Below are 25,556 nucleotides of genomic sequence, written 5' to 3'. Positions count from 1 at the left end.
CCCCCACCGGGGCCCCGCCCCGCGCGCGGCCCCACCTCGATGAAAGGCACCCCGAGACCGATGGACGAGCTCCTCATGGAGATGGTCGACCCCCGCCCGCAGCGCCACGACGCCGCCCGACGCCGACGGCTCGTCTCGACCGTCGTGATCCTCGGCCTCGCCGGCGTCGGCGTGACCGCGCTGACGACCGCCGCCCTGTTCACCGACAACGAGGCGGTCGCCGGGAACGGCATCACGACCGGCACGATCGACCTCGCCGCGTCCGCGCCCGACTTCGTGGTGCCGAGCGGGGGGCTCGCGCCGGGGGACGCGGTGCTCGCCGAGGTCACCGTCCGCAACGGCGGCTCGCTGCGCTACCGCTACGCCGTCCGCTACCAGGCGACGGACGTCGACACGTCGTCCGGCACCGCCGACCACGCGCCCGACGCCGAGGCCACGGACGCCCGCCTGACCGCGCAGCTCCAGCTCCGCCTCTACGCCGGGGTCACGTGCACGCGCGCCGGGACGGACGGCGCCGAGCCGCTTGCCCGCGCCGGCCGCGTCGACGGTGCCGGGGCGCTCGCGACCGACGGGTGGACCCGCCTCCTGGGCGACCCGACGAGCCTCGCGCAGCCCGGCGACCGGGACCTGCCCTCGCAGGAGTCGGAGACGCTGTGCGTGCGCCTCGACCTCGCGCAGGACGCGGGCAACGAGTACCAGGACACGTCCAGCTCGATCTCGCTGCGGTTCGACGCGGAGCAGACGACCAACAACTCGTGAGCACGACGACCCGGCCGTACGGAACGACCGCGCCCGCCGACGAACCCGTCGGCGGGACGCGGGGCGTCGCCGTGCCCCGGGTCGGTCCGCCGTCGGTCCCGACCGCGCGGCTCACGTCGGCGCCGGGTGCCGCACCGGACGCCGCACGACCCGCCGCGCCCTCGCCGGCGCGGGCCCCGTCGCCGTCGCCGTCCTCGGTGATCCGGCCGCCCGCACCTGCGCCGCGGCCCGCCCCACGCGGACCGCGTCCGCCCGGGCACGCACGGCCGCGCCAGCCCGGGCTCCCGCCACGGTTCGTCCGGGCCGCGACGCCCGCCGCGCCGCGGTCGGCTCGGCCCGACAACCACGGCCTGCCGACGGGCTCGACGCCCGCGATCGGGCTCGAGGCGGTCGCGTCGGCGGCACGCGACCAGGAGCTGCGCGGCGGCTCGTGGGTCACGGGCGCGGCCCGGCCCGGCACGGCGGCGCGCTGGTTCCCCACGTTCACCCGCGCGGTGCGCGCCGTCGGTCGGCCCCGCACCGCGCGGGGCCCCGCACCGCACCGCGCGCAGTGGACCCCGGCGAGCCTCGCGCGCGTCCCGCGGACCTGGCGCCGGCGCCTCGTCACGGCGGTCGCGTGGCTCGTGGTCGTGGTGTGCGTGACGGCGTACGCGATCTCGCTGCTCGTGCCGCTGTGGTTCCAGCTGCACGACCAGCGCGTGCTCATCGTGACGTCCGGCTCGATGTCCGGGACGGAGGCGGGCGGCTTCGACGCCGGCGACGCCGTCATCATGCGGCGCATCACGGACCCGTCCCAGCTGCGCGTCGGTCAGGTCGTGTCGTTCTGGCCGCCGGGCTCCGACACGCTCGTGACGCACCGGATCGTCGCGCTGCACTACCTGCCGGTGCTGCGCCAGGACGAGGCCACGGGCCGCATGCTCCCGACGCGCGACCCGGTCACGGGCGAGCTCGTCGAGCGCCCGTTCATCGTGACGAAGGGCGACGCGAACCCCGCGCCCGACCCTGACGCGACGCCGCTCTCGCGCGTGCGCGGCGTGGTGCTCGACGTCTACCCGGGCTGGGGGTGGGTGCTCGCGTGGGCCCGGTCCGCCGAGGGCCGGTTCGCGATGCTCGTGCCGCCGCTCGTCGCGCTCGCCGTCATGGAGGTCCAGTCGCTGCTCGACAGCCGGCGCGCCCCCCGCCCGCCGCGGCACCGCGGGAGGGCCGATGACCTGCTCCTCGGCTGAGCCCCGGCCCGGGACCGCCGCCGCCGCCCGCGGTCGCACGCTGCGCCTCGTCGCGGCCGCGCTCGTCGCCGCCGGCGGGCTGCTCGGCGCGTCGGCGACCGCACCCGACGCGACGTCCGCGGTGTTCACCGACACCGAGACGCTGGTGGCGACGGTCCGGACGGTCCCCGACTTCAGCGCCCCCGCGGTCCCCGAGCTCACCGCACCGCGGCCCGTCGCCGCGCTGCTGTCCACGCCGGCCGCCACGGCCACGCCCACGCCGGCGCCCCCCGAGCCGCGCGACGACCCCCGAGCGCCGCGCGAGGGCCGCGGCCGCTGACCCCGACCGGCCCGGTCGGCGTGAAGCATCCGGCGCCCGGGTCAGACGCCGGCGTCGTCCCGTCGCACCGCGAGCACGGTCACGTCCGCGGCCCCCGCGCGCCCCTGCGCCGCGAGCGCCAGGACCGCGTCGACCGCCGCCTGCGCGCTCGCCGCCCCGCGCAGCGCGTCGTGCACCGCGGGCAGGCAGTCGGCGCTGTTCGTGAACCGCTCGACGAGCCCGTCGCTGAACGTCACGAGCAGGTCGCCGGGGTCGAGGTGGACCGTGCGCTCCGCCGTGACGGGCGTGGGCAGGACCCCGAGCGGCAGGCCTGACGCGGCGAGCCGGGTGCTCGTCCCGTCGGGGTGCACGACGAGGGTCAGCCCGTGGCCCGCGTCGGCGTAGGTCACGTCGCCGGTCGCCCGGTCGAGGTGCGCGTGGAAGCTCGTCGCGAGAAAGCCGGTCGCGTGCAGGTCCGTGTGCAGGACGGCGCCGGCCTCCTCGAGCGCGCCGGCGACCCCCGCCTGGCGGGACGCGACGCGCAGGACCGCGCGCACGGACGCCGCCATGATGCTCGCGGCCGGGCCGGTGCCGAGGACGTCGACGATGCTCAGCGTCAGCCCGGCCGGGGTCGGCGACCAGTCGAAGAAGTCCCCGCCGATGCCCGCGGCGACGCACGCCCCCGCGACGCCGTAGCCCGGGACGAGCGGCGCCTCGCGCGGCAGGAGCCCGGCCTGGATCTGGGCGGCGCGCTCGAGCTCGAGCTCGACGGCCATCTGCGCCTCGACCCAGTGCGCCAGGTCTCGCAGCAGGGCCTGCTGCTCGGGGCCGAACTCGCGCGGACGGACGTCGACGAGGCACAGCACCCCGACCCGGTGACCGCCGGGCGCCCGGAGCGGCTGGCCGGCGTAGAAGCGCACGTGCTCCTCGCCCGCGACGCGCGGCAGGCCAGCGAACCGGGGGTCCAGGGTCGCGTCGGGCACGACGAGCGTGCGGTCCTCGGCGACCGTGGTCGAGCAGAACGTCTGCTCGCGGGGCAGCACCCCGCCGGGGTCGCCGGCCTTGTGCACGGTCCGAGTGCGGTCGACCAGCGTCACGAGCGCCGTCGGCACCTCGAAGAGCCGCCGCGCGAGGCGGACGACGTCGTCGAAGCGCCGGTCCGGGCCGGAGTCGAGCACCCCCAGCCGGTGCAGCGCCTCGACCCGCTCAGTCTCGCTCGCCTGCACCCCGACCCTCACCTCTCGTCCGACGGACCACCGGCTCCCCCATCGGCCGGTGCGCGCGGGACATGAGGAGTCCGGGTGAGCCCGGGACGGGATCAGTCCACGACGGGGTCAGTCCACAACGGGGTCAGTCCACGACCGGGCTGCGCCGCTCGAGCAGGACGACGTCGCGCCAGCGGCCGTCGCGCCGCCCGATGCGCTCGCGCACCCCGACGACCCGGAAGCCGTGGCGCTCGTGCAGCGCGAGCGAGGCGCTGTTCTCCCGGAAGACGCCCGACTGCACGGTCCAGATGCCGGCGGCCTCGGTGCTCGCGACGACCGCGCGGACGAGCGCGCCGCCCACGCCCCGGCCCTGTGCCCGCCCGGCCACGTAGACCGAGAGCTCGACGACCCCCGCGTACGCGGCCCGGGTGCTCACCGGACCGACCGCCGCCCAGCCGAGCACGTCGCCGTCGTCGTCGAGCGCGACGAACCGGTGCTCCGCGCTGTGCCGCGCGTCCCACTCGTCCCACGCCGGGACGCGCGTCTCGAACGTCGCGTTCCCCGCGCGCATGCCCTCGTCGAACACGGCGAGCACCCCGCGCGCGTGGTCCGCCGTCACGGGGACGACGCGCACCGGTGCGGGTGCGTCGGGCACGAAGGCGCTGCTCGGCGGGGTGTCGGGGGGCACCGCGACATCGTCGCACCCGCCCGGCGACGGGCTCAGTCCGCGTCGCCCGACGGGGTGACGCGCAGGTCGTCGAGCAGGAACAGGAACGCGCGCGCGTACGGGTTGTCGCCGACCTCGCGGCGCACGACCTCCCAGTCGATCTGCTCGCGCAGCGCCCGTGCGACCGGCAGGAGCCGCGAGAAGTCGCAGTAGTGCTCGCCGAGCACGCGCAGCTTGCTCGACAGCACGTCGGTCGCGCTGAGCACCGGCATCCGCACCGCGAGCACCTCGATGCGGTCGGACCGCTCGAACAGCCCCTCGTCGACGGGCTCGCCCGTCATGCGGAAGAGGATGTCGATGAGCTCGCCCTTGTGGAACGCCTTGAACAGCCAGTCCTCGGCGGGGTCGAGGACCTCGAGACCCGCCTCCTCGAGGGCCGCGCGCGCCACGTCGACGTCCTCCTCGCGGATGAGGAAGTCGGCGTCGTGGTCGGGCTCCGGCGCGCCACGGGCCCACGCGGCGTACCCGCCGCACAGGGCGTACGGGATGTCGGCCTGGCCGAGCGCCACGGCCGTGAGCCGCAGGCCGTCGTGCATCGCCTCGCGATCGTCGATGGGCATGCCACGGGTCTACACGACCGCGTGCGGGCTCGCAGTGCGAGGGCAACAATCGGTGCGATGCGACTCGCGACCTTCAACATCCTGCACGGGAGGTCGCTCACGGACGGCGAGGTGGACCTCGACCGCTTCGGGGCGGCCGTCGCCCGGCTCGACGCGGACGTGCTCGCGCTGCAGGAGGTCGACCGCGACCAGCCCCGCTCGCACGGCGCCGACCTCACGGCGGTCGCCGCCGAGGCGATGGACGCGCCCGAGCACCGGTTCGTCGCGACGCTCGCCGGGACGCCGGACCTGTGGTCGGCCGCGGACGGAGAGCTCCAGCCCAACACCGCGAGCTACGGGATCGCCCTGCTGAGCCGGCACCCGGTGCTGTCGTGGCACGCGCTGGCCCTGCCGGCGCTCACCCGCAAGGTCCCCGTGGTGTTCCCCGGGCAGCGGGTGCCGTCGATGGTGCAGGACGAGCCGCGCGCGGCGCTCGCCGCCGTGATCGAGGTGCCCGCGGACGACGGGGGTCGGCCCGTCGCCATGACGGTCGTCTCGACGCACCTGAGCTTCATCCCCGGCTGGAACTCCCGGCAGCTGCGCCACCTCGTGCGCGACCTGCGCGGTGTCCCGCGGCCGGTCGTGCTCATGGGCGACCTCAACCTCGAGGGCGACAGGGCCGCGCGCGTGAGCCGGTGGCGCCCCCTGACCAGCACCAACACGTTCCCGCTCGAGAACCCGAACCGTCAGCTCGACCATGTCCTGGCCGACGGGCCGATCGAGGCCACCTCGCTCGGGCGGGCGCTCGACACGGGCCTCTCGGACCACCGGGCGCTCGTCGTCGACGTGGCGCTCGCCCGCGAGCCGGAGCACAGCGTCCCCGCGAGCCGGCACCTCTGAGCCGGCGCGCCGGGCGGTCGGCTGCGGCCGCCGCGCACGCGCTGTGGACGGCGGCCCGCCCGCTCCGTCAGGTGGCGCCCGGTCGGGGACGCCAGCGGACGCACTCCGCGGCCTGCGGCCACGCGACCGTCGCCGTCCCGAGCCGCCGGCGCTCGGCCTCGACGATCGCCCAGGCCGAATCGAGCACGCGCTCACGCTCGGCGGGCGCGAGCACGGCGATCCCCGAGTGCGTCCCGAGCAGCCCACGGACCTCGTCGGGCGTCACGTGCCAGTCCCACAGCACGTCGAGGGTCTCGACCTCGTCCGGGGGCACGCCGACCGCGCGGCGCACGGGGTCGCGGAACTCGGTGCGTCCGCCGTCCGGGTCGAGCTCCGCGAGCGCCGCGGTCCAGCCCTCGCGCGGGCGCGGCCCGTTCCACACCAGCCCGAGCCGGCCGCCCGCGCGCAGCACGCGCCGGACCTCGGCGATCGCGGCGTCGTGGCGGAACCAGTGCCACGCCGTCGCGACGAGCACCGCGTCGACGCTCTCGTCCCCCAGCGGCAGGTGCTCCGCGCCGGCGACGTGCGCCTCCGCCGCGGGATGCCGCCGCCGCAGCACGTCGAGCATCGCCGCGGCCGGCTCGACCGCGACGACGTCGAGCCCGCGCGCCAGCAGCGGGCCGGTCAGCCTGCCCGTCCCGGCACCGACGTCGGCGACCCGCACCGCCCCCGGCGGCACGAGCCAGTCGACCGCGGCGTCGGGGTAGTGCGCGCGCCACCGGTCGTACTCCTCGGCGTACGACCCGAACGCACCGGCGCGGCGGGGGTCGAGCGCGGGGACGGCCGGAGGTGCTCCGGCGGGGTCGGGTCGTCCGAACGCGTCAGCGGTCACGACGTCCGACGGTAGACCCGGACGGGGTGGCCGCCAGGTGCGGGGAACGAGGCCGGTCCGAGCGACGACGTCGGGCCACCACGGAACGGAGTCGGCCGGGGCGAGGTCAGACCGGGGTGCGCGCCGAGAGGAGCGTGAAGGAGAGGAGCTCGCCACCGTCGGCCTCGAGCATCGTCAGGACCGCGTCGGCACCGGCTCCGTCGGGCACGACCGCGGCAGCGGCCTCCGACGCGTGCGCCGCCTCCCGGTCGGCATCCGCCCCCACGGGACCGAGCGCCGCGACCGCTCGCTGCCACCGCAGCCAGTCGTCCCACCCGCCGTGCTTCAGGCGCGCGACGACGTCGGTGACCAGCCCGGTCACCTCCCAGTGGAACCGCCACCACTCCGGCGTGTGCCACGCGAGGGCCTCCCACCCGACGCACGCCGCGACGTGCGGCGGGACGGCGCCGAGGTCGCGCACCTCGCGGCGCAGCGCGGGCGTGGCGACGCCGAGCCGGCCGCCGGGCACGAGCAGGCGCGTGAGGTGGGGCAGGTAGTGCTCGGACGTCCCGAAGTACTCGAACGCGTCGATGCACACGACGGCGTCGAAGCTCGCGGGCTCGAACGGCAGGGAGTGCGCCTCGGCGCGGACCGCCCGGACGCGGTCGGCGACCCCGGCGGCGTCGAGCACGGCCGTCACGTCCGCCGGGTCGACCCACAGGTCCGCGGCGACGACCTCGACGCCGAGCTCGCGCGCGAGGAAGACCGACGTCGCGCCCCGGCCGGCGCCGAGGTCGAGCACGCGCATCCCCGGGCGCAGGTCGAGGTCGTGGCACAGGTCCTCGAGCAGCCACAGCGGGTTCGGGCCCATGTCGAGCCCGACGAGCCAGCGGGGGTCGTACGCCGAGGAGAGCGGGTAGCGGTCGGGGCGCACGAGCGCGGCGAGGGCGTCGTCGGTGGTCTCGGGGTGGCTCACGCGGCCCAACGAACCACCGACGCGGACGCACCGGCAAGCCGATTGCCGTGCCGCTGGCATTGCGACCGCCTGCACCGCCGAGACCCCGGCCGCGGCGCGGTGACCCTGGCGACGCGGCCACGCGCACTCCAACGAGCGCGCGCCACTCCGTCGCGCGCCACTCCGTCGGGCAGCGCTACTCCGTCGACTCCGCCTCGAGCTGCTCGGCCTGCGCGAGCCGCACCCCGTGGCTGCGCGGCGGTGCCTTGATGCCGACCACCATGTCGACGATCTCGATGTACTGCGCCTTGGCGCCCATGCGGAACTCGGTCGCCGCCGCGTGGATCTGCTCGAGCGTGTCGGCCTCGACGATCGTCACCTGGTCGTACTTGGTCGTCAGACCGCTCGTCACGACGTGGGTGAGCAGGTCGGAGAACTTCTCGAGGCTGTCCGCGTGGCTCTTGGACACCTCGTGGATCCCCTTGCGCCCGAGCGCGAAGTACTCGGGGCTGATCTTCATGAAGAGGAATCCGATGTACTTGTTCTTCGCAGCGAGCCGGTGCATCGCGGCCTCCCCGGGTCCGTGGAGGGCGGCTCCCCCCGTCGCCCACGCTGCTCGCGGGCTCACCTGCGGGCAAGGACCGCGAGGGCGCGCGTTCGCGCACGCGGGCGTCCCGATCGGGCACCGGGCCGCCGCGCCTCAGCCCGTCCCGGCGCGCACGAGCCCCGTCTCGTAGGCGAGCACGACGGCCTGCACCCGGTCCCGCACCGCGAGCTTGGCGAGGATGCGCCCGATGTGCGTCTTCACGGTGGCCTCGGAGAGGAACAGCCGCTCGGCGATCTCGGCGTTGGAGTCGCCGTCCGCGACGCAGCGCAGCACCTCGATCTCGCGCGGCGTGAGGTCCGCGAGGCGCGGGTGCACGGCGTCGGGGTCGTCCCCCGCCTCGGGCATCCGGTCGGCGAACATCTCGAGCATGCGGCGCGTGACGCGCGGGGACACGACGGCGTCGCCCGACGCGATCGTGCGGACGGCGGTCACGAGGTCGTCGGGCGCGGCGTCCTTGAGCAGGAACCCGCTGGCCCCGGCCCGCAGCGCCGCGAACGCGTACTCGTCGAGGTCGAACGTCGTGAGGATGAGCACGCGCACGTCCGGGTACGTCGCGACGATGCTCCGGGTGGCCTCGATGCCGTTGACGCGCGGCATGCGCACGTCCATCACGACGACCTCGGGCCGCAGCGGCCCGACCTGCTCGAACGCGGCCTTCCCGTCGCCCGCCTCGCCGACGACGTCGATGTCCCCCGCGCTCTCGAGCACGAGCCGGAAGCCCATGCGCACGAGCGCCTGGTCGTCCACCAGCAGGACCCTCGTCATGCGTCTCCCTCGTCCGACGGCAGCAGCGCGCGCACGCGCCACCCCCGACCGTACGGCCCGGTCTCGACCTCGCCGCCGAACGCCGCGACGCGCTCGCACATCCCGACGAGCCCGCGCTGGGAGCCGGGGCTCGCGTCGACCGGCAGGGTCGGGCCCCCGTCGGTCACCACGACCTCGACCGTCCCGGCGTCGCGGCGCACCGCGACGTCGACGGCCGGCGTGCCGGGCGCGTGGCGCAGCACGTTCGTCAGCGCCTCCTGCACGACCCGGTAGACCGCGAGCTGGCGGTTCGCGTCGAGCTCGGTGAGCCCCGTGTCCGCGAGCCCGGTGGTCCGGACCGGCAGGCCCGCGGACCGGAACCGCTCGACGAGCGCGCCGAGGTCGACGCTGCTCGGCTGCGGCTCGAACGGCGTCGGGTCGTCGCCGTGCACCGCGTCGGTGCTGCCCGTGCGCACGTCCCCGGCGCGTGGGTTGTCGGGGCGGCCGTCCGCCGGACCGGCGTCGTCCCCGGGCCGCGCCGTGAGCGCCGGCGGGCGGGGGCCGTCGTCGTGCAGCACGCCGAGCACGCGCCGGACGTCCCCGAGCGCGGCCCGGCCGGTGGCGACGAGCTCGTCGAGCGCCTCGCGGGACCGGTCCGGCGCCCAGTCGACCGCCGCCCGGGCACCGCCGCCGAGGGCGATCATCACCGAGATGCTGTGCGCGACGACGTCGTGCATCTCGCGGGCGATGCGGGCGCGCTCGGCCGCCTGGGCGACGAGCGCGCGCTGCTCCTGCTCGCGCGCGAGCGCGTTGGCCTGCTCGACGAACGCGGCGAGGTGCAGGCGCTGGTTGCGCGCGCTCGTCCCCACGGCGACCGCCAGCAGCGCGAGCACGAGGACGGGCGCCGCGGTCTGGTACCAGACGGCGCTCTGCAGGAAGCCGCCGGCCTGGGCCTGCCGGGTCGCCGCCTCCAGGTCGGTCCCGATCGCGGGGTCGACGCCCATCGCGATGGCACCGACCGTGGCCGGGAGGTCGAGGACGCGCGCCGCGACGAGGCAGGCGCTCACGGTCGCCGCGGCGGTCACCCATGTGATGCGGGGCGACGACGCGGCGGCGACGGTGTAGAGCGCGAGGGCGAGCCCGAGCTCGAACCCCGACGTCGCACCGGCTGCGGCCAGCGCGGCCACGGCGAGCACGCCCATGACCCCGGCGACCACCACGGGCCGGCGGCGGCGCCACATCAGCGCCGCGGCGCCCACGACCATGAGCGCGAGGAGCACGGTCTGCATCTGCAGGACGCGCTCGCCGCCGAGGTACGCGGACAGCGCGTACATCGAGTCGGCGCCGAGGCCGATGAGCCCGGCCCAGCCGAGGAAGACCAGCGCGAGCAGCGCGTCCGTCACGGCGGGGTGCCGGACGAGGAACCGGCGCACGGGCCCGCGGCGGCGCGCGGACTGCTCGGTGAACACCGGCGCCGGCGTCGCCCGCCCCGCACGCGCCCCGCCCTGACCGCCGGCTGCCTCCACCGGAGCACTCTCCCAGGTCGGTCCGGGGGCCGCAGCGAGGCGGCGGGTGACGTCGGACGGCGCAGCGAGGCGGCCGCCCGCGCCGGGCGCCGCACCGGGCGCCGCAGCGGGGCGGGCCGCCACCGGGCCGCCCGCCCCCGCGCCGAGGACCATGCTCACGCGTCGCGCCGGCGGAGCAGCACGCCCGCGACCACGAGCACCGCGGCGACCCAGGCGAGCAGCACGCCGTAGCCCTGCCACGGCGTCAGGTCCGTCGTGCTCGACACCGTGATGACCGAGCCGACCTCGTCGGCCTGCAGGAGCCGGCTGCCCGCGCTCGCCGGGAGGTGCGCGGCGAGCGTCTGGATCGGCGTCCACGGGATCGACGCGAGCGCGTTCTCGACGACGAGCAGCAGGCCCAGCACCGCGGCGATGCCCGCGGCGGAGCTGCGCACGATCGCGCCGATCCCGAACGCGAGTGCCGTCACGGCACCCAGGTAGAGCGGCACGCCCAGGACGATCCGCAGGTCCTGTCCGCGCGTGAGGTCGACCGACATGCCGGTGGCCTCGAACCACGGCGCGCTCGCGGCCCAGGCCGCGAGCACGGCGACGAGCGACGCCGCCATGACCGCGAGCACGGCGACGAGCAGCTTGGCGGCCAGTGCGGGGACCCGGGTGGGCGCCGCGGCGAGCGTCGAGCGGATCTGCCCGGTGCCGTACTCGCCGGCGACCGACAGCACCCCGAGCGTGCAGAACACGAGCTGGGCGAGCGCCACCCCGGACGTGACGTAGACCGCGCCCACGAGGTAGGGGCTGCCCACCGCCTCCGGCACGGCGGAGATGCTCGACATGCGGGAGGCGGCGAACGCCGGGACGACGAGGGCGCCGAGCACGAGCGTCCACCAGGTCGAGCGCAGCGAGCGGAGCTTGACCCACTCGGCGGCGACGAGCCGGGGAAAGGTCGAGGGGTGCACGGTCACGCGGCGGCGGGCGGGCGCCGCGGCGCCGGGGACGACGAGGGCGGTCATCGGTGGGCTCCTGAGGTGGGACGGGTGGACCCGGCGGGCCGGGCGAGGACGGTCGCGTCGGGGGCGGGGGTGTCGGCCGTGGTCGAGCGGTACTCGACCTCGGAGGCGGTGAGCTGCATGTAGGCGTCCTCGAGCGAGCTCTGCACGGGCGTGAGCTCGTGCAGGACCAGGCCCGCGTGCGCGGCGACCGCGGCGATCTGCGGTGCGGAGCTGCCGGTGACCTCGATCAGGTCGTGCGCGACGGACGTCACCCCGGTCCCGGGCTGCCGCGCGAGCACCGCCTCCAGCTCGGCGGCGGACGGCGTGCGCACCCGGACGGTCGTCGAGCTCGCGCGGGCGACGATCTCCTGGACCGGTGCGTCCGCGACGAGCCGCCCCCGCCCGACCACGATCAGGTGGTCGGCGGTCAGCGCCATCTCGCTCATGAGGTGCGAGGAGAGGAAGACCGTCCGGCCCTCGGCGGCGAGCCCGCGGAGCAGGTGGCGCACCCACAGCACGCCCTCGGGGTCGAGCCCGTTGACCGGCTCGTCGAGGATGAGCGTCTGCGGGTCGCCGAGCAGCGCCGACGCGATGCCGAGCCGCTGGCCCATGCCGAGCGAGAACGTCCCGGCGCGCTTCTTCGCCACGGACGCGAGCCCCGTCGCCTCGATGACCTCGTCGACCCGGCGCGGGTCGATCCCGTGGGTCGTGGCCTGCGCGAGCAGGTGGCTGCGGGCGGACCGGCCGGTGTGCACGGCCTTGGCCTCGAGCAGCGTGCCGACCTCCCCGAGCGGCGCGCGGTGCTGCGCGTACGGCTTGCCGTTGACGGTCACGGTTCCCCCGGTGGGCCGGTCGAGCCCGACGATCATCCGCATCGTCGTGGACTTGCCCGCACCGTTGGGTCCGAGGAACCCGGTGACCCGCCCGGGCCGGACCGTGAAGGTCAGCCCGTCGACGGCGGTCTTGTCCCCGTACCTCTTCGTGAGCCCTGTGGCCTCGATCATGCGTCCTCCTGCGTTCGGTGTGCTTCGAACGTAGGAGCGGGTCCGGGGGCTCCGGGAGGCCCGCGGGGACCAAGTCGGGGGGCCCGCGCGGTACGCCGTGAGGATGACGGCGTACCCCGTGCGGCTGCGCGTCGGCGGGAGGGGAGCGTGTCGGACGGGCGCCAGCACGGCGGCCCGGCGACGCGGCGACGCAGCGACGCGGCGACGCGGCGACGCTCCGGCGCGGCCGCCCGTCCCGCACCGGCCGGGCCACCGACGCGGCGAGGGGTGGCGCCGTACCCGGCGCCACCCCTCGTCCACCCCGGCGCGAGCCGGGTCGTCTGCTGCTACTCCTGCGGCGCGAGCCGGAAGCCGGCCCCCGCGTCGGTGCCCTCCGCGTCGAGCTGCTGGTCCGCCAGCGCGTCGGTCGTCTCCGGGGCCACGTACACGGTCGCGCGGCCCGCGGTCACGACGTCGTCGCCGGGCGTGGGCGCCGCGACCAGGGCGAGCTCGAGGGAGCCCGCGCGCTCGGTGGACTCCGCGATGCGGAGGCCCCCGGTGTCGGGGAGGCCGGCCTGGGTGGCCAGGTCCTCGACGGCGCTGCGGGCGTTGTCGGTCAGGGTGAGCACGGGTGCTCTCCTCTCGTTGCCGGTGAGGACGCCGGCCGGCCACAGCCCTCTCGGGCCGCGCGGTCGACGCCTTCGGTCCCGTCCACCGTCACAAGGCCCGATGAGGCCTGCAACCGGGGGTCCACGCAGCGAGACCCCCGCGGCAGCGGCCCGACGGAGGCCGCGGCGCTGGTGCACCGAGTGCCGCCGCGCAGCGCCAGAACATGCTCCTGCGCAGGTGCGGACGGTCGCCGCGCCTGTCCCGGGGAGCCCGCGGCGCACGCCCCGCGGCCCTCCGGCCGAGGCGACGCGGGGGCCTGATGAGAATCTCCCCACGAACCGTTTACATCGTTGACCGAAACTTTCCGAGTCCCTATGTTAGCGGTCACATCCGACCGACCGGGCGCCCTCGCACGATCACGCAGCGCCCGGCGTGGACGTCCGCGACACCGACGTCGCCGACCCGGACCGGACGCCGCCCCCGCGGCGTCCCCGACGTGCAGGAGCCCTCATGCCCGGCAGTCCTTCCCGCCCGACCACCGACCACCGCCCCACCCCGACCCGTTCCCTGCGGCGCCTCGCCGCCACCGTCGCGACCGCCGCGCTCGCCGCGGGCGCGCTCCTCACGATGGCCCCGGCCGCGCAGGCCGCCCCGCCCACGCTCGTCGGCGTGCAGTCGGGCCGGTGCCTCGAGGTGCGCGACAACAGCACGACCGCCGGCGCCGCGATCCAGATCTGGGACTGCAACGGCGTCGCCGGGCAGGGCTGGACGCTGACGTCCGCCGGAGAGCTCCGCACGCACGACGGCACCCGCTGCCTCGACGCGTTCGAGTGGGGCACCACGGCCGGCACCGCGCTCATCTCGTGGAGCTGCACCGGCAGCGAGAACCAGCGGTTCGCGTGGGGCGCGAACCGCTCGCTCGTGCACCCGCGCTCGGGGCTGTGCCTCGACGTCACCAGCGCGCGCACGGCCAACGGCACCGCTGTCGCGCTGTGGACCTGCAACGGCCGGACCAACCAGCAGTGGACCGCGGGCGGCACGACCCCCACGCCCACCCCCACGGGCGGCACCGGCACGCCGCCCGCCGCCTACCCCGGGCCGGGCGCCGTCACGGGCAACATCGGCGCGCACGACCCGACGGTCGTCAAGCGCCCCGACGGCACCTACCTCGTCGCGACGACCGGTCGCGGGATCCCGCTGAAGACCTCGCGCGACCGCACCTCCTGGTCCGCCGCCGGCTCCGCGTTCCCGAACGGCACGCCGTGGACCTCGCAGCACACCACGGGCGACGTCTGGGCCCCCGACCTGACCTACCGCAACGGGCAGTACTGGCTGTACTACTCGGCGTCGTCCTTCGGGACGAGCAGCTCGGGCATCTACCTCGCGACGAGCCCCAGCGGCGACGCCGGGACGTGGACCAACCGCGGTCTGGTCGTCAGCACGACCGCGTCGAGCAACTACAACGCGATCGACCCCGACATCGTGACCGACGCGCAGGGCCGCGTGTGGATGAGCTTCGGGTCGTTCTGGTCGGGCATCAAGCTCATCGAGATCAACCCGGCGACGGGCCTGCGGTCCGGCACCGCGATGCACTCGATCGCGTCGCGCAGCGCCGGCATCGAGGCGCCCGACATCATCCACCGCGGCGGGTACTACTACCAGTTCGTGTCGTTCGACGCGTGCTGCAAGGGCGCCCAGAGCACGTACCGGATCGCCGTCGGCCGCTCGACCTCGATCACGGGGCCGTACGTCGACCGCAACGGCACGCGGATGACGAGCGGCGGCGGCACCGAGGTGCTCGCGGGCCGCGGGTCGATCCACGGACCGGGCCACTCCGCGGTGCTCGCCGACACCGACGGCGACGTGCTCTTCTACCACTACTACACGGACTCGGGGGCACCCCAGCTCGGGGTCAACCTCCTCGGCTGGGACGCCGCCGGCTGGCCGTACGTGTACTGAGGGACCCCGGGCGCGACGCGACCCGACGCACCCGCGAACGGCGACGGGCGGCAGCCACCTCGGCTGCCGCCCGTCGGACGTGGGTGCGCACCGGCAGACGCCTCACGGCGCGGGGCCGCTCGTGGCGGCGATGGGTGAGCCCGGGGGTCATGAACCGGTGCGCACCTGTCCCAACAGACGCAGCCCTGCCGGTGTTCCCGGCTCCCGGAGGTGGGCGTCCGACCAGTTCGGGGGGACCAATCGGACCGCACCGGGAGGAACCCGGCACCGCGGCGCGCGCGGGGTGGGACTGGTCGCGCAGCAGCCCGATCCGCTGGTTACCGTCGGCGCATGGGGGGAGCGCAGCAGGGGCAGAGCGACCGGGTCGCGGAGCACGAGCGCGTCGCCGCCGTGCGCCGTCTCGGGGTGCTCGACACGGAGCCCGAGGAGCGGTTCGACCGCGTCGCGCGGCTCGCGCAGCAGCTCTTCCACGTGCCCAACGCGATGGTCTCGCTGGTCGACGCCGACCGGCTGTTCTACAAGGCGCACATCGGCACCGCGGTCACGCAGATCCCGCGCCGGCACTCGTTCTGCTCGATGGCGATCGCGGAGCCCGCGACGTTCGTCGTCGAGGACGCGAGCGCCGACCCGCGGTACAGCGCGAACCCGTACGTCGCGGGCGACCCGCGCCTGCGGTTCTACGCCGGCCAGCCGCTCGTCGCGCCCGGCGGCCACCGCGTCGGGACCCTGTGCGTCGCGGACGACCGGCCGCGGGAGTTCTCAGCCGCCGACCGCGCGCTGCTCGGCGACCTCGCGCGGTGGGTCGAGAAGGAGCTCATCGTCGAGGCCGAGCTCGAGCGCGCGGCGTCGGTGCAGGCCGGGCTGCTGCCCGCCGCTCCCCCGGTGCTCGACGGCTACGACGTCGCCGGCGCGTGCCTGCCCGCGCGCGCGGTCGGCGGCGACTTCTACGACTGGGACGTCGTCCCCGGCGGCGTCACGGTCACGCTCGCGGACGTCATGGGCAAGGGCATGGGCGCCGCGATCATCGCCGCGACGGTCCGGGCGGTGCTGCGCGCGAGCAGCCGGGCGCGCGGCGTCGACGGCGCGCTCGCCGACACCCAGGCCGCCGTCGAGCCCGACCTGCTGGGCTCGGGGAGCTTCGTGACGGCGTTCCACGCGCGGCTCGACACCACGGCGCACGAGCTGTCCTACGTCGACGCCGGGCACGGCCTGAGCCTCCTGGTGCCGGCCGACGGCGGCGGGGTGCGGCGGCTCACGTCGACCGGGCCGCCGCTCGGCATCCCGGAGTACGTCGGCGAGCGGCTCGTCACGCGCCTGGCCCTCGCGCCGGGCGACCTGCTCGTGACGTTCAGCGACGGGGTCCTCGACGTGCTCGACGGCACGCTCGCGTCGGTCGACCGGGTCGGCGACGCCGTGCGCGGCGCGACGTCGGCGCAGGACGCCGTCGACCGCGTCCTCGCGCTCGCCCCCGCGGGCGTCGAGCGGCCCGACGACCTCACGGTGCTCGCGCTCCGGCGGTCCGGTGCGCCCGCCGGCGCGCCCGGGCACGCCTCGTCCGAGGGGAAGGACGACGCATGAGGCGCCAGCTCGCGCTGCGCATCGCCGTCCTGCTCGCGGTGACGCTCGGCCTCAACTACACGGTGTGGCGCTGGCTCGAGTCGGTGAACTGGTCGGCGTGGTGGATCGCCGTGCCGCTCGTGATCGCCGAGACCTACAGCTTCATCGACGTCGCGTTCTTCGGGATGACGATGTGGCGGGCCAAGGACCGCGAGACCCCGCCGCCGCCCTCCGAGGGCGCGACGGCCGACGTGTTCATCACGACGTACGACGAGCCCGTCGAGATGGTCATGACGACCGCCCTGGCGGCCCGCGACATCCGCTACCCGCACCAGACGTACGTGCTCGACGACGGCGCGCGCCCCGAGCTCCGCGCCGCCGCCGACGCCGCGGGCATCGGGTACATCGTGCGCACCGCCGACTGGGCCGACCGCCCACGGCACGCCAAGGCCGGCAACCTGAACAACGCGATGCTCACGACCGACGGCGAGTTCATCCTCATCCTCGACGCGGACCAGATCCCCGACCCCGCGATCCTCGAGCGCACGCTCGGCTACTTCACCGACGACCGCGTCGCGCTCGTGCAGACCCCGCAGTACTTCACGAACGTGCCCGACGCCGACCCGCTCGGCAGCCAGGCCCCGCTGTTCTACGGCCCGATCCAGCAGGGCAAGGACGGCTGGAACGCCGCGTTCTTCTGCGGGTCCAACGCGGTGCTGCGGCGCGACGCGCTCATGCAGCTCGGCCTCGTCGGCTACGTCCGGGAGACCGAGCGGACCGTGCGCGAGGCGCTCAAGGCCGGCGCGACGGTGCTCGCGCGCAGCCGCCGGCAGGAGCGCGACCCGCGCGTGCTCGCGGCGCTCGACGAGGTCGAGGCGGCCGTCCGGGACGCGCAGCGGCGCCTGCACGCGCAGGACCCCATCTCGGAGGTCACGTTCGACTTCCAGCGGCGGGTCGGCGAGGTGTCCGCGTCGATGGTCACCGCGGACGTCGACGCGATGCGTGCGGACCTCGCGGCGATCTCGGCGATGAGCTCCGGGCGCCACGTCGAGGAGACCACGCTCACGGTCGACGACGCGGCCCTGCGCCGGCTGTCCTCGCGCGAGTGGTCCCCCCTCGGGGCGATCGAGTCGGTCCGCGCGCTCGTCGCCGCCGTCGACGTCGACCGCTCCGACGAGGCGCAGGCCGTGATGTCGGTCGCGACGGTCTCGGTGACCGAGGACATGGCGACCGCGATGCGCCTGCACGCGCTCGGCTGGCGCACCGTCTACCACCACGAGCGGCTCGCGGACGGGCTCGCGCCCGAGGACCTCGGGACGATGATCACGCAGCGGCTGCGGTGGGCGCAGGGCACCCTCCAGGTCATGCTCAAGGAGAGCCCGCTGACGATGCGCGGGCTGCGCTGGAGCCAGCGGGTCATGTACTTCTCGACGATGTGGAGCTACCTGTCGGGCTTCGCGGCGGTCGTGTACCTCGCGGCGCCGATCATCTTCCTGTGCTTCGGCGTCCTGCCGGTGACCGCGTGGACCGTCGACTTCTTCGCGCGGTTCATCCCGTTCCAGCTCGCGAGCCAGCTGCTGTTCGTCGTCGCCGCGCACGGCGTGAAGACGTGGCGCGGGCAGCAGTACTCGCTCGCGCTGTTCCCCGTGTGGATCAAGGCGACGGTGACCGCGACCGCCAACGTCTGGTTCGGCCGGCCGCTCGGCTTCGCGGTGACGCCCAAGGTGCGCCAGGACGGCGGCGGGTCGTGGCGGCTCGTCCTGCCGCAGCTCGTCGCGATGGGCGCGCTCGTGGTCGCCGCGCTCATCGGCCTCGTGCGCTTCGGGCTCGGCTACGCGCCCTGGATGGGCACGTTCGTCAACCTCGCGTGGGTCGCCTACGACCTCGTGGTGCTCAGCGTCATCGTGGAGGCGCTGCGCTACCGCGGCTACGCCGGCCCGACCGACGGCACGACCCCCGGCAGCCCGACCGGCACCCCCGCCGTCGGCTCCACCAGCTCCAGCAGCAAGGAAGGGCAGTGACGCGCATGCAGCTCGACAGGGACGTCCGACCCGACGGGATCGCGGTGCTCCGGCCGCGCGGGAGGCTCACGATGGTCGCCGCGAGCGACCTCAAGGCCGTGGTCGACGACGTCGTCGCGCAGGGGCACACCGTCGTGGTGGTGGACCTGCACGAGACGGAGTTCATGGACTCGTCCGGGCTCGGCGCCCTCGTCGGGGGCCTGCGCTCGGCCCGCGCCGCCGGCGGGGACCTGCGCATCGCGCGGCCGTCCACGCAGGTGCGCACGGTGCTCGAGCTCACCACGATGGACCGGGTGCTGCGGCCCCACGCGAGCGTCGAGGACGCCGTCGGTGCCGGCTGACCGACCGGTCGAGACGCGGGTCGAGCACTGCGTCCTGCCGGGCTGCATCGAGCGCGTGCACCACGCGCTCGCCGCCCTGTGGGAGCAGGCGCCCGACGTCCCCGACCTCGACCGCATGATGTTCGAGACCGCGGTGATCGAGGTCACCGCCAACGTGATCGAGCACGCCGAGCGCGGCGACGACTTCGACGCGCACGTGGTGCTGCGCGTCGAGGACGGCTCGCTCGTCGGCGAGCTGACCGACACCGGCGCGTTCGTCGACATCGACCTCGACGTCGACCTCCCCGAGGACGACCTCGCGACGAACGGCCGCGGCATCCCGCTCGCCCGCCGCGCGGTGCACGAGATCTCCTACCGGCGCGGCGAGGGGCGCAACCACTGGCGCCTCGTGCGGCACTGGCAGGGTTGACCCAGGACCGCGGGGAGGGGACCCGGCGTCGCCGGGGAGCCGCGGAGGGGGGAACCACGTGCAGCTGCCGTACACCTACCGCGTGACGCAGTACGACCCGCGCGACTGGGACGCCGCGGGCCGGTACTCGGGCGACGCCGCGTGGACGAGCGACGAGGGGCCGGTCGAGGCCGCGCACGTCGAGGCGGTCGCGTGGTTCCTCGACGAGCTCGGCGTGACGCACCTCGAGGTCCGCGACCCGATGAGCGAGGGCCTCGACCCCGACGAGACGCCGCTGCCCGCCGACCACCCGCTCGCCCGGCTGTTCGGGCCGCGGCTCGAGGGCTACCACGACGGCGCGCTCGTCGACGTCGCGGGCGCCCAGGTCCTCGTGCGCGTGATGCTGCGCCGCGCCGGCGCGTGGTGCCGGCTCGAGGCCGCCGGCGCGTTCGTGCACGTCTGGTACGAGTCGGTGTACCTGGGGGCGGGATCTCCGTGCCCGCGCTCGCTGACCCGCGCGCTCGCCGCCGGGCTCGACTGCGAGGAGGTCGCCCAGTCGCCGAACGACCCCGCGCCGACCGACGTCTCCCCGTGGGAGGACCGCCGCGCCGTCGACCCCGCGTTCTGGGCCGAGGTCGACGCGCTCCTCGAGGCGTACGGCGCGGTGATGGTCGAGGAGTGGGGCCCGTGGCCGCGCTGGCACCGGCTCACCGCCGAGCAGCCGCGGGTCACCCTGCGGCCGCGCGCGCACGTGTTCGTGTGGCCGGACCTGCCCGACGGCGTCGGTGCGGTGCTGGCCTCGCCGCCGGCGCCCGAGCGCGTCGAGAGCCTCGTGTGGGTCGCCGCCGACGGGCGCGCCCGTCAGCGCTGGGTCGAGGGCGACGCGCCGCCGGACCTGCGCACGCTCCTCGCGGGGGCGACGCGGGCGGCCTGGCGCGGGCGGACGAACGACCCGCCGCTGCTCGAGGCGTGGCTGCCCGACGCCGACGGGGTCATCCGGACGCGGCTGGACTCCTGACTCAGGCGGCGGTGACCGCGCCCTGCGGCGGGGTCGAGTGCTCGGCGACGAGCGCGAACACCTGCGGCCCGTCGAGCGTCTCGTCGAGCAGCAGCGCGTCCGCGACGGCCTCGAGCAGCTCGGCGTGCTCGGCGAGCAGCGCGGTCGCGGTGGCGTGCGCGTCCTGGAGCAGCGCGTCGACGTGCGCGTGCGCCCGGGCGGCGACCTCTCCCCCGACCCGCAGCGTGTCCGCGTCGAGCTGGGCGTACCCGAAGCCGGTCATGCCGTATTGCGTGACCATCGACGTCGCGAGGCTCGTCGCGCTCTGCAGGTCGCCCGACGCGCCCTGCGTGAACTCGCCGTCGAGCAGCCGCTCCTCGGCGGCCCGCCCGGCCATCGCGACGACGAGCTGCGCGAGGGCCTTCTTGCGGGGCAGGAAGATGTCGTCGCTGCCGCTCATCCACGTGACTCCGCCGGCGGGACCGCGGGGCACGATCGTGACGGACACCGGGTCGTCGGCGTCGGGCAGGAGCGCCGCGGCGATCGTGTGGCCGGCCTCGTGCCACGCGGTGATACGACGGTCGAACTCGGTGACCAGCGCGGACGTGCGCGCCCGGCCGAGCGCGACGGTCGCGATCGCGGCCTGGAAGCAGGCGGCGTCCACGAGCGGCTGACCGCGGCGGGCGGCCTCCATGCAGGCCTCGTTGACGACCTGCGCGAGGTCCGCGCCGGACATGCCGGGCGTCTGCCGGGCGACCTGGACGAGGTCGACGTCACCCGCGAGCGGGCGCGTGCGGCCGTGCACCTCGAGGATCAGCGTGCGCCCGCGGCGGTCGGGGTTGGGCACGTGCACCTCGCGGTCGAGCCGGCCCGGGCGGGTCAGCGCCGCGTCGAGGATGTCGGCGCGGTTCGTGGCCGCGAGCACGACGATCTGCGAGCCGCCGAAGCCGTCCATCTCGTTGAGCAGCGAGATCAGGGTGTTCTCCCGCTCGCCGTCGTTGCCGTTGCTGCCCTTGCCGCTGCGGGCGCGGCCGACGGCGTCGATCTCGTCGATGAAGATGATCGCGCGCTCGGCCTTGCGGGCCTCGGCGAACAGGTCGCGCACGCGCCGCGCACCGACGCCCACGTACGTCTCGACGAAGTCCGAGCCCGCGAGCGCGAAGAAGGGGACCCCGGCCTCGCCGGCGACGGCGCGCGCGAGCAGCGTCTTGCCGGTCCCGGGCGGGCCGACGAGCAGCGCGCCGCGCGGCCGGGTCGCACCGACGGCCTCGAAGCGGGCGGGGTCGCGCAGGAACTGGACCATCTCGCGGAGCTGGTCGACGGCCTCGTCGGCGCCCGCGACGTCGGCGAACGTCACCGTCGGGACCTCGCCGGACGTGAGCGCCTTCTTCTTGGTCGCGCCGAGCATCCCCGGGTTGAGGACGCGCACGAGCAGGAAGAGCAGGCCGAGGACGAGCACGACGGGGAACACGCGGAGCGCGGCCTCCGCGACGGGCCCCTGGGAGGTGCCGTCGGTCGTGTCGAGGGCGACGTCCGCGTCGACGAGGGTCTGCGTCAGCTCGTCGGCGTAGTCGGCGGGGAACCGGGTCTGCGTCGCGGCCCCGCCCGCGAGGTCGAGCGTCACCGTGCTCGTGCCGTCGTCGAGCGTCGCGGCCGTGACGTCACCCGCGGTGATGCTCGCGAGCGCGGCGGTGAGCGGGACCTCGCGCGGCTCGACCGCGGAGCCGGCGGACGACGCCGCGACGGCAGCGCCCGCACCCCCGAGGACGAGCACGCCCGCGGTCACCGCGAGCACGGTCCGGCGGCGCGACCAGCGCCGCAGCGACGACAGGAGCGGGCGCTCGTCGTCGGGCCCTGCCGTGCCGGCCGCACCGGCGCCGCGGCCGGCGGCGGAGCTCGTGCCGGCCGGGGCAGTCGAGCGGTCGGCGGTCGTGCTGGGGCTCGCCGTGGGCGCCGCCTCGGGCGCGGCCGTGGCGGGCAGGGAGGTCGCGGAGGCTGCGGGGATGCGCTCGTCGGGCGTCATTCCCCCGTCATCGGCGGGCCGCGGGGACACGTGAGGGGACCTTCGTCCGAGGCGTGAGACGTCGCTGTTTCACCCGTTCCGACCCGGCCGTCGGGTGGCGACGGCGGGGGCGCTGTGCATGGCGGACGGGCGTCCAGGACCGTCCGCCGGCTCCCCCGCGGCGCCGCAGGCCGACCGGGCGGTCGCCGTTCGACCCCGTCGCCGAGACCGTCGCGGGCCCGGCCGCTCCGCTCGCTAGGGTCCGCCGCATGGACCAGCCCGCGCGCGTGACCGGACCTGTCGTCGTCTTCGTGGTCGCCACCCTGGTGGCCTCGGGCCTCCTCCTCGCGGTGCAGGGCGCGACGGGCGTCGACCCCGCGGTGCAGTCCCACGTCCAGCTGGCGCCGGCGGTCGGTGCGCTCGTCACGTGGCTCGTCCACCGCGCACGGCTCCGGACGCTGCTCCCGGCGCCGGTCAGCCCCCGCGAGCTCGGCACGCGGACGGCCCTCGCCGCGGGCGCGTGCCTGCTCTACGCCGTCCTCGTCCTGGGCCTGACGCTCGCGACCGGGGCGCCGGTCAGCGGCGCCGTCGCGGTCGGGTCCGTCCCCTTCGCGGTCGTCGCGCTCGCGCAGCTGCTCGGGGCCGCGGGCGAGGAGACGGGCTGGCGCGGGCTGCTGCAGCCGCTGCTGGAGCGGCGCACCTCCCGCCTGCGCGCGGCGCTCCTCACCGGGGCCGTCTGGGCGGTGTGGCACGTCCAGGCGTTCGCCGCCGGGGCGGGCGTCGCGGTGGCGTTCGTCGTCGCCACCCTCGCGTTCGCGGTGCTGCTCGCCTCCCTCGGGTCGGGCTCGGTGGTGCAGCGCGTCGTCGTCGCGACCCTCGCGCACTGGCTCGTCAACCTCGCGCTGCTCGTCGTCGCCGGCGAGCGCACCGGCGAGCTGGCCGCCGTCGTGGTCAACGCGGTCGCGATGGTGGTGACGACGGGACTGGTGCTCGCGGTCGCCCGCGCGCGGCGACCCTACGCCGGTGTGGCCGCCGCCCCGGTCTCGGCGACGTCCCGCGGCTGACCGCCGAGTCCTTCCTCGGATCGATTCGACCGCCGCCGCCGACTGCGCGACGATGGACCTCCACCGGCCCGAAGGAGTACCCGTGTCCCGCATCCTCGTCACCGGCTCGAGCGACGGCATCGGCCTCGAGACCGCGCGCCAGCTCCTCGCCGCAGGGCACGACGTCGTCGGCCACGCACGCAACGCCGAGCGCGCCGCCGACCTGCGCGCCGCCGAGCCGCGCCTCGCCGACGTCGTCGTCGGCGACCTCGCCTCGCTCGCCGAGACGCGCGCGCTGGCCGAGGCCGCGACCGCCGCCGGGCCGTTCGACGCCGTGATCCACAACGCCGGCATCGGCGGCGGCGTGCCCGAGCGGACCGTCACGGCGGACGGCCTCGAGCGCATCTTCCACGTCAACACCGTCGCGCCGTACCTGCTCACGGCGCTCATGCCGCGGCCGCAGCGGCTCGTCTACCTGACGTCGGGGCTCGAGTCGCAGGGCCGCACGCACCTCGACGACCTGCAGTTCGAGGCCCGCCCGTGGGACGGGATGCAGGCCTACTCGGACTCCAAGCTGCTCGACGTCACGCTCGCGTTCGCCGTCGCGCGCCGGTGGCCGGACGTGCTCGTCACGGCGGTCGACCCGGGCTGGATCAAGACCAAGCTCGGCGGGCCGGACGCGTGGGACGAGGTCGACGAGGGCGCCGCGACGCAGGTCTGGCTCGCGACGTCCGACGACGACGGCGCGCGCGTGACCGGGGAGTACGTCAAGCGCCACGAGATCCAGGTCGCGAACCCCGAGGCGTCCGACGTCGAGCTCCAGGAGGGCCTGCTGGCCCGCCTCGCGGAGCTCACCGGGGTCGAGCTGCCCCGCTGACGGCCGCCGCCGGCGGGACCGCACCGGGCTGCGGGACGACGCTCGCGGTGCGCTGCGTCGGGAGCGCCGGCACGTCGTCGGGCACCGCCGCCTCGACCGGCTCGAGCTGCTCCGCGGGTCCGGGCCGGCCGAAGAACCAGCCCTGCGCGAGGTCGACGTGCAGCCCGCGCAGGGTCTCGACGTCCGCAGCGGTCTCGACGCCCTCGGCGACGACGGTCGTGCCGTTGCCGTGCGCGAACTCGACGAGCGCGCCCACGAGCGTCGAGAGCACCGGGTCGGCGGACACGCCGTCGACGATGCTGCGGTCGAGCTTGATGACGTCCGGGGCGCACAGCACGATGTGCCGCAGAGAGGAGAACCCGGCGCCGACGTCGTCGATCGCGAGGCGCATCCCGGCGGCGCGCGGGCCGGTCAGGACCTCGCGCAGCGCGCCGTAGTCGTCGACCGGGTCGTGCTCGGACAGCTCGAGCAGCACGCGCGACGCGGGCAGGCGCGCGAGGAGCTCGGCGCACTCGCGGGTCACGAGGGTCTGCGGCGAGACGTTCATCGCGACGTATCCGCCGACCGCGTCGAGGTGCGCCGCGGCGAGCTCGAGGGCCTGCAGCTCGAGCCGGTGCCCCAGGTCGACGCTGTGCGCCTGCTCGAACACGACGTCGGGCGTCATGCCCCACGTCGCGGGGAACCGGCTCAGCGCCTCGGCGCCGACGCGGCGGCCGGTGGGCAGGTCGACGATCGGCTGCAGCAGCACCGTCGGTCCCGCGCCGTCGAGCACCGGCAGGAGGCGCGCGGTGATGTCGTCGCGCCGCCCGCGCTCGACGACGCCCGGCTCGATGATGACCGCGGCCGCCGACGCCAGGACCCCGAGGAGCGCCTTGTCGCGGACCGTCAGCCCCTTGTCGGTCGTGAGCCCCGCCGCGCAGAACGTGCCGTAGAAGCTGCCGTCGCTCAGCGTCACGGGCACGGACACGTAGCTGCGCAGCCGCGGGAACCTCGCGGCGGGCAGCGTCATGGCGAGCGGGTGCGCCCGGACGTCGGGGATGACCGCAGGCAGTCGCCCGTCGAGGATCTGCTGGCAGAACGTCGTCTCCTGCTTGAGCTTCGCGCCCTCGGGGAAGAGGAACGGGATCGAGGAGTCGACGACCTCGAGGTGCTGGGTCTGCCCGTCCATGCGCGTGAGGAACGCGACGCTGAGCCCGAGCGCCTCCTTGGCGGTGCGCAGCAGCTCCGCGACCTGCTGCTCCGCGTCCGACCGCGTCCTGCCCATGCCACCGGCTCCCGTCGTGGGCGCACGCCGCCCGTGGGTGCCCATCGGCGGGCGGGGCCAGGTCATGAACGGTCGCGCACCGCCCGACTCCTCGTCCCCCGCGGACGCGTGAGCGCGAACGTCACAGTCCCCCGGATGGCGGTACCCCCAGGACGGTGCGACGGTTGCCGACGGCCCGGTCCAGGCAATGGGC

25 protein-coding genes are annotated in these 25,556 nt (G+C 75.9%); 12 read left to right on the top strand and 13 right to left on the bottom strand.

Annotated features, from left to right (window positions below; translation table 11 throughout):
• Positions 1–60 precede the first annotated feature (60 nt).
• From CCE01nite_RS09355 to CCE01nite_RS09345, 3 genes are read left to right on the top strand one after another with little or no spacing between them, the layout of a single operon-like run.
• A complete protein-coding gene (locus CCE01nite_RS09355) occupies positions 61–759 on the top strand; it encodes a TasA family protein (protein WP_034634838.1) in 699 nt (232 codons plus the stop codon).
• A complete protein-coding gene (locus CCE01nite_RS22090) occupies positions 756–1,985 on the top strand; it encodes a signal peptidase I (protein WP_246056387.1) in 1,230 nt (409 codons plus the stop codon). The genes CCE01nite_RS09355 and CCE01nite_RS22090 overlap by 4 nt, the downstream gene beginning before the upstream one ends.
• Positions 1,966–2,304, top strand: a complete 339-nt coding sequence (locus CCE01nite_RS09345; RefSeq protein ID WP_141372236.1) for a hypothetical protein — start codon at positions 1,966–1,968, stop codon at positions 2,302–2,304. The genes CCE01nite_RS22090 and CCE01nite_RS09345 overlap by 20 nt, the downstream gene beginning before the upstream one ends.
• 41 nt (positions 2,305–2,345) lie before the next feature.
• Here the strand turns inward: CCE01nite_RS09345 and CCE01nite_RS09340 are convergent, their stop codons facing one another.
• From CCE01nite_RS09340 to CCE01nite_RS09330, 3 genes are all read right to left on the bottom strand, one after another.
• A complete protein-coding gene (locus CCE01nite_RS09340; RefSeq protein WP_246056385.1) occupies positions 2,346–3,509 on the bottom strand; it encodes a PP2C family protein-serine/threonine phosphatase in 1,164 nt (387 codons plus the stop codon).
• A gap of 124 nt (positions 3,510–3,633) precedes the next feature.
• A complete protein-coding gene (locus tag CCE01nite_RS09335) occupies positions 3,634–4,176 on the bottom strand; it encodes a GNAT family N-acetyltransferase (protein ID WP_307722736.1) in 543 nt (180 codons plus the stop codon).
• A gap of 32 nt (positions 4,177–4,208) precedes the next feature.
• A complete protein-coding gene (locus tag CCE01nite_RS09330) occupies positions 4,209–4,775 on the bottom strand; it encodes a nucleotidyltransferase family protein (protein ID WP_141372234.1) in 567 nt (188 codons plus the stop codon).
• A gap of 57 nt (positions 4,776–4,832) precedes the next feature.
• Between CCE01nite_RS09330 and CCE01nite_RS09325 the strand changes: the two genes are divergently transcribed.
• Entirely contained in the window at positions 4,833–5,654 is an 822-nt protein-coding gene (locus tag CCE01nite_RS09325; RefSeq protein ID WP_141372233.1) for an endonuclease/exonuclease/phosphatase family protein, read from the top strand.
• A gap of 67 nt (positions 5,655–5,721) precedes the next feature.
• Here the strand turns inward: CCE01nite_RS09325 and CCE01nite_RS09320 are convergent, their stop codons facing one another.
• The 8 genes from CCE01nite_RS09320 to CCE01nite_RS09285 form a co-directional block, all read right to left on the bottom strand.
• A complete protein-coding gene (locus CCE01nite_RS09320; RefSeq protein WP_170223960.1) occupies positions 5,722–6,525 on the bottom strand; it encodes a class I SAM-dependent methyltransferase in 804 nt (267 codons plus the stop codon).
• Between the two features lie 106 nt (positions 6,526–6,631).
• Positions 6,632–7,480, bottom strand: a complete 849-nt coding sequence (locus CCE01nite_RS09315) for an SAM-dependent methyltransferase (RefSeq protein WP_246056383.1) — start codon at positions 7,478–7,480, stop codon at positions 6,632–6,634.
• A 175-nt stretch (positions 7,481–7,655) separates the two neighbouring features.
• Positions 7,656–8,024: a hypothetical protein gene (locus CCE01nite_RS09310; protein ID WP_141372230.1), complete on the bottom strand. Its 369-nt coding sequence runs from the start codon at positions 8,022–8,024 to the stop codon at positions 7,656–7,658.
• A 135-nt stretch (positions 8,025–8,159) separates the two neighbouring features.
• Positions 8,160–8,831, bottom strand: a complete 672-nt coding sequence (locus CCE01nite_RS09305) for a response regulator transcription factor (RefSeq protein WP_141372229.1) — start codon at positions 8,829–8,831, stop codon at positions 8,160–8,162.
• The gene (locus CCE01nite_RS09300) at positions 8,828–10,336 is read right to left on the bottom strand and encodes a sensor histidine kinase (RefSeq protein WP_141372228.1); all 1,509 of its coding nucleotides are present in this window, start codon (positions 10,334–10,336) and stop codon (positions 8,828–8,830) included. Before CCE01nite_RS09300 ends, CCE01nite_RS09305 begins: the two co-directional genes overlap by 4 nt.
• Positions 10,337–10,491: 155 nt before the next feature.
• Entirely contained in the window at positions 10,492–11,343 is an 852-nt protein-coding gene (locus tag CCE01nite_RS09295) for an ABC transporter permease (RefSeq protein WP_034634469.1), read from the bottom strand.
• Positions 11,340–12,326 (bottom strand): ABC transporter ATP-binding protein, encoded by a 987-nt coding sequence (locus CCE01nite_RS09290; protein ID WP_052104435.1) that lies wholly within the window; start codon positions 12,324–12,326, stop codon positions 11,340–11,342. The genes CCE01nite_RS09295 and CCE01nite_RS09290 overlap by 4 nt, the downstream gene beginning before the upstream one ends.
• Before the next feature lie 326 nt (positions 12,327–12,652).
• Positions 12,653–12,934, bottom strand: a complete 282-nt coding sequence (locus CCE01nite_RS09285) for an iron-sulfur cluster assembly accessory protein (protein ID WP_034634470.1) — start codon at positions 12,932–12,934, stop codon at positions 12,653–12,655.
• A gap of 490 nt (positions 12,935–13,424) precedes the next feature.
• On the opposite strand from CCE01nite_RS09285, the gene CCE01nite_RS09280 reads away from it, so the two are divergent.
• The 6 genes from CCE01nite_RS09280 (at position 13,425) to CCE01nite_RS09255 (ending at position 20,198) form a co-directional block, all read left to right on the top strand.
• A complete protein-coding gene (locus tag CCE01nite_RS09280; protein WP_211254600.1) occupies positions 13,425–14,873 on the top strand; it encodes a family 43 glycosylhydrolase in 1,449 nt (482 codons plus the stop codon).
• A 330-nt stretch (positions 14,874–15,203) separates the two neighbouring features.
• A complete protein-coding gene (locus tag CCE01nite_RS09275; RefSeq protein ID WP_052104436.1) occupies positions 15,204–16,451 on the top strand; it encodes a PP2C family protein-serine/threonine phosphatase in 1,248 nt (415 codons plus the stop codon).
• Complete coding sequence (locus CCE01nite_RS09270; RefSeq protein ID WP_034634471.1) at positions 16,448–18,451, top strand: glycosyltransferase family 2 protein; 2,004 nt, start codon at positions 16,448–16,450, stop codon at positions 18,449–18,451. Before CCE01nite_RS09275 ends, CCE01nite_RS09270 begins: the two co-directional genes overlap by 4 nt.
• A gap of 5 nt (positions 18,452–18,456) precedes the next feature.
• Positions 18,457–18,792 (top strand): STAS domain-containing protein, encoded by a 336-nt coding sequence (locus tag CCE01nite_RS09265; RefSeq protein WP_034634475.1) that lies wholly within the window; start codon positions 18,457–18,459, stop codon positions 18,790–18,792.
• Complete coding sequence (locus CCE01nite_RS09260; RefSeq protein ID WP_052104437.1) at positions 18,782–19,201, top strand: ATP-binding protein; 420 nt, start codon at positions 18,782–18,784, stop codon at positions 19,199–19,201. Before CCE01nite_RS09265 ends, CCE01nite_RS09260 begins: the two co-directional genes overlap by 11 nt.
• Positions 19,202–19,259: 58 nt before the next feature.
• Entirely contained in the window at positions 19,260–20,198 is a 939-nt protein-coding gene (locus CCE01nite_RS09255; protein WP_052104438.1) for a hypothetical protein, read from the top strand.
• A gap of 1 nt (position 20,199) precedes the next feature.
• Here the strand turns inward: CCE01nite_RS09255 and CCE01nite_RS09250 are convergent, their stop codons facing one another.
• Positions 20,200–22,200 carry an ATP-dependent metallopeptidase FtsH/Yme1/Tma family protein gene (locus tag CCE01nite_RS09250; RefSeq protein ID WP_141372227.1) on the bottom strand — a complete coding sequence of 667 codons (2,001 nt, stop codon included), beginning with the start codon at positions 22,198–22,200 and terminating at the stop codon, positions 20,200–20,202.
• 248 nt (positions 22,201–22,448) lie between these two features.
• On the opposite strand from CCE01nite_RS09250, the gene CCE01nite_RS09245 reads away from it, so the two are divergent.
• A complete protein-coding gene (locus CCE01nite_RS09245) occupies positions 22,449–23,243 on the top strand; it encodes a CPBP family intramembrane glutamic endopeptidase (RefSeq protein WP_052104253.1) in 795 nt (264 codons plus the stop codon).
• 82 nt (positions 23,244–23,325) lie between these two features.
• Complete coding sequence (locus CCE01nite_RS09240) at positions 23,326–24,099, top strand: SDR family NAD(P)-dependent oxidoreductase (RefSeq protein ID WP_034631787.1); 774 nt, start codon at positions 23,326–23,328, stop codon at positions 24,097–24,099.
• On the opposite strand, the gene CCE01nite_RS09235 is transcribed toward CCE01nite_RS09240, so the two are convergent.
• On the bottom strand, positions 24,074–25,363 hold the full coding sequence (locus tag CCE01nite_RS09235; protein ID WP_052104254.1) for a sensor domain-containing phosphodiesterase: 1,290 nt from the start codon (positions 25,361–25,363) through the stop codon (positions 24,074–24,076). The two genes, CCE01nite_RS09240 and CCE01nite_RS09235, sit on opposite strands and share 26 nt — an antisense overlap.
• Positions 25,364–25,556: the final 193 nt, after the last annotated feature.

The sequence above is a fragment of the Cellulomonas cellasea genome, assembly GCF_006538745.1.
Classification (GTDB): Bacteria; Actinomycetota; Actinomycetes; order Actinomycetales; family Cellulomonadaceae; genus Cellulomonas_A; species Cellulomonas_A cellasea.
Note: the sequence above shows the minus strand (reverse complement) of the source record. Positions and strands in the feature narration are given on the sequence as shown.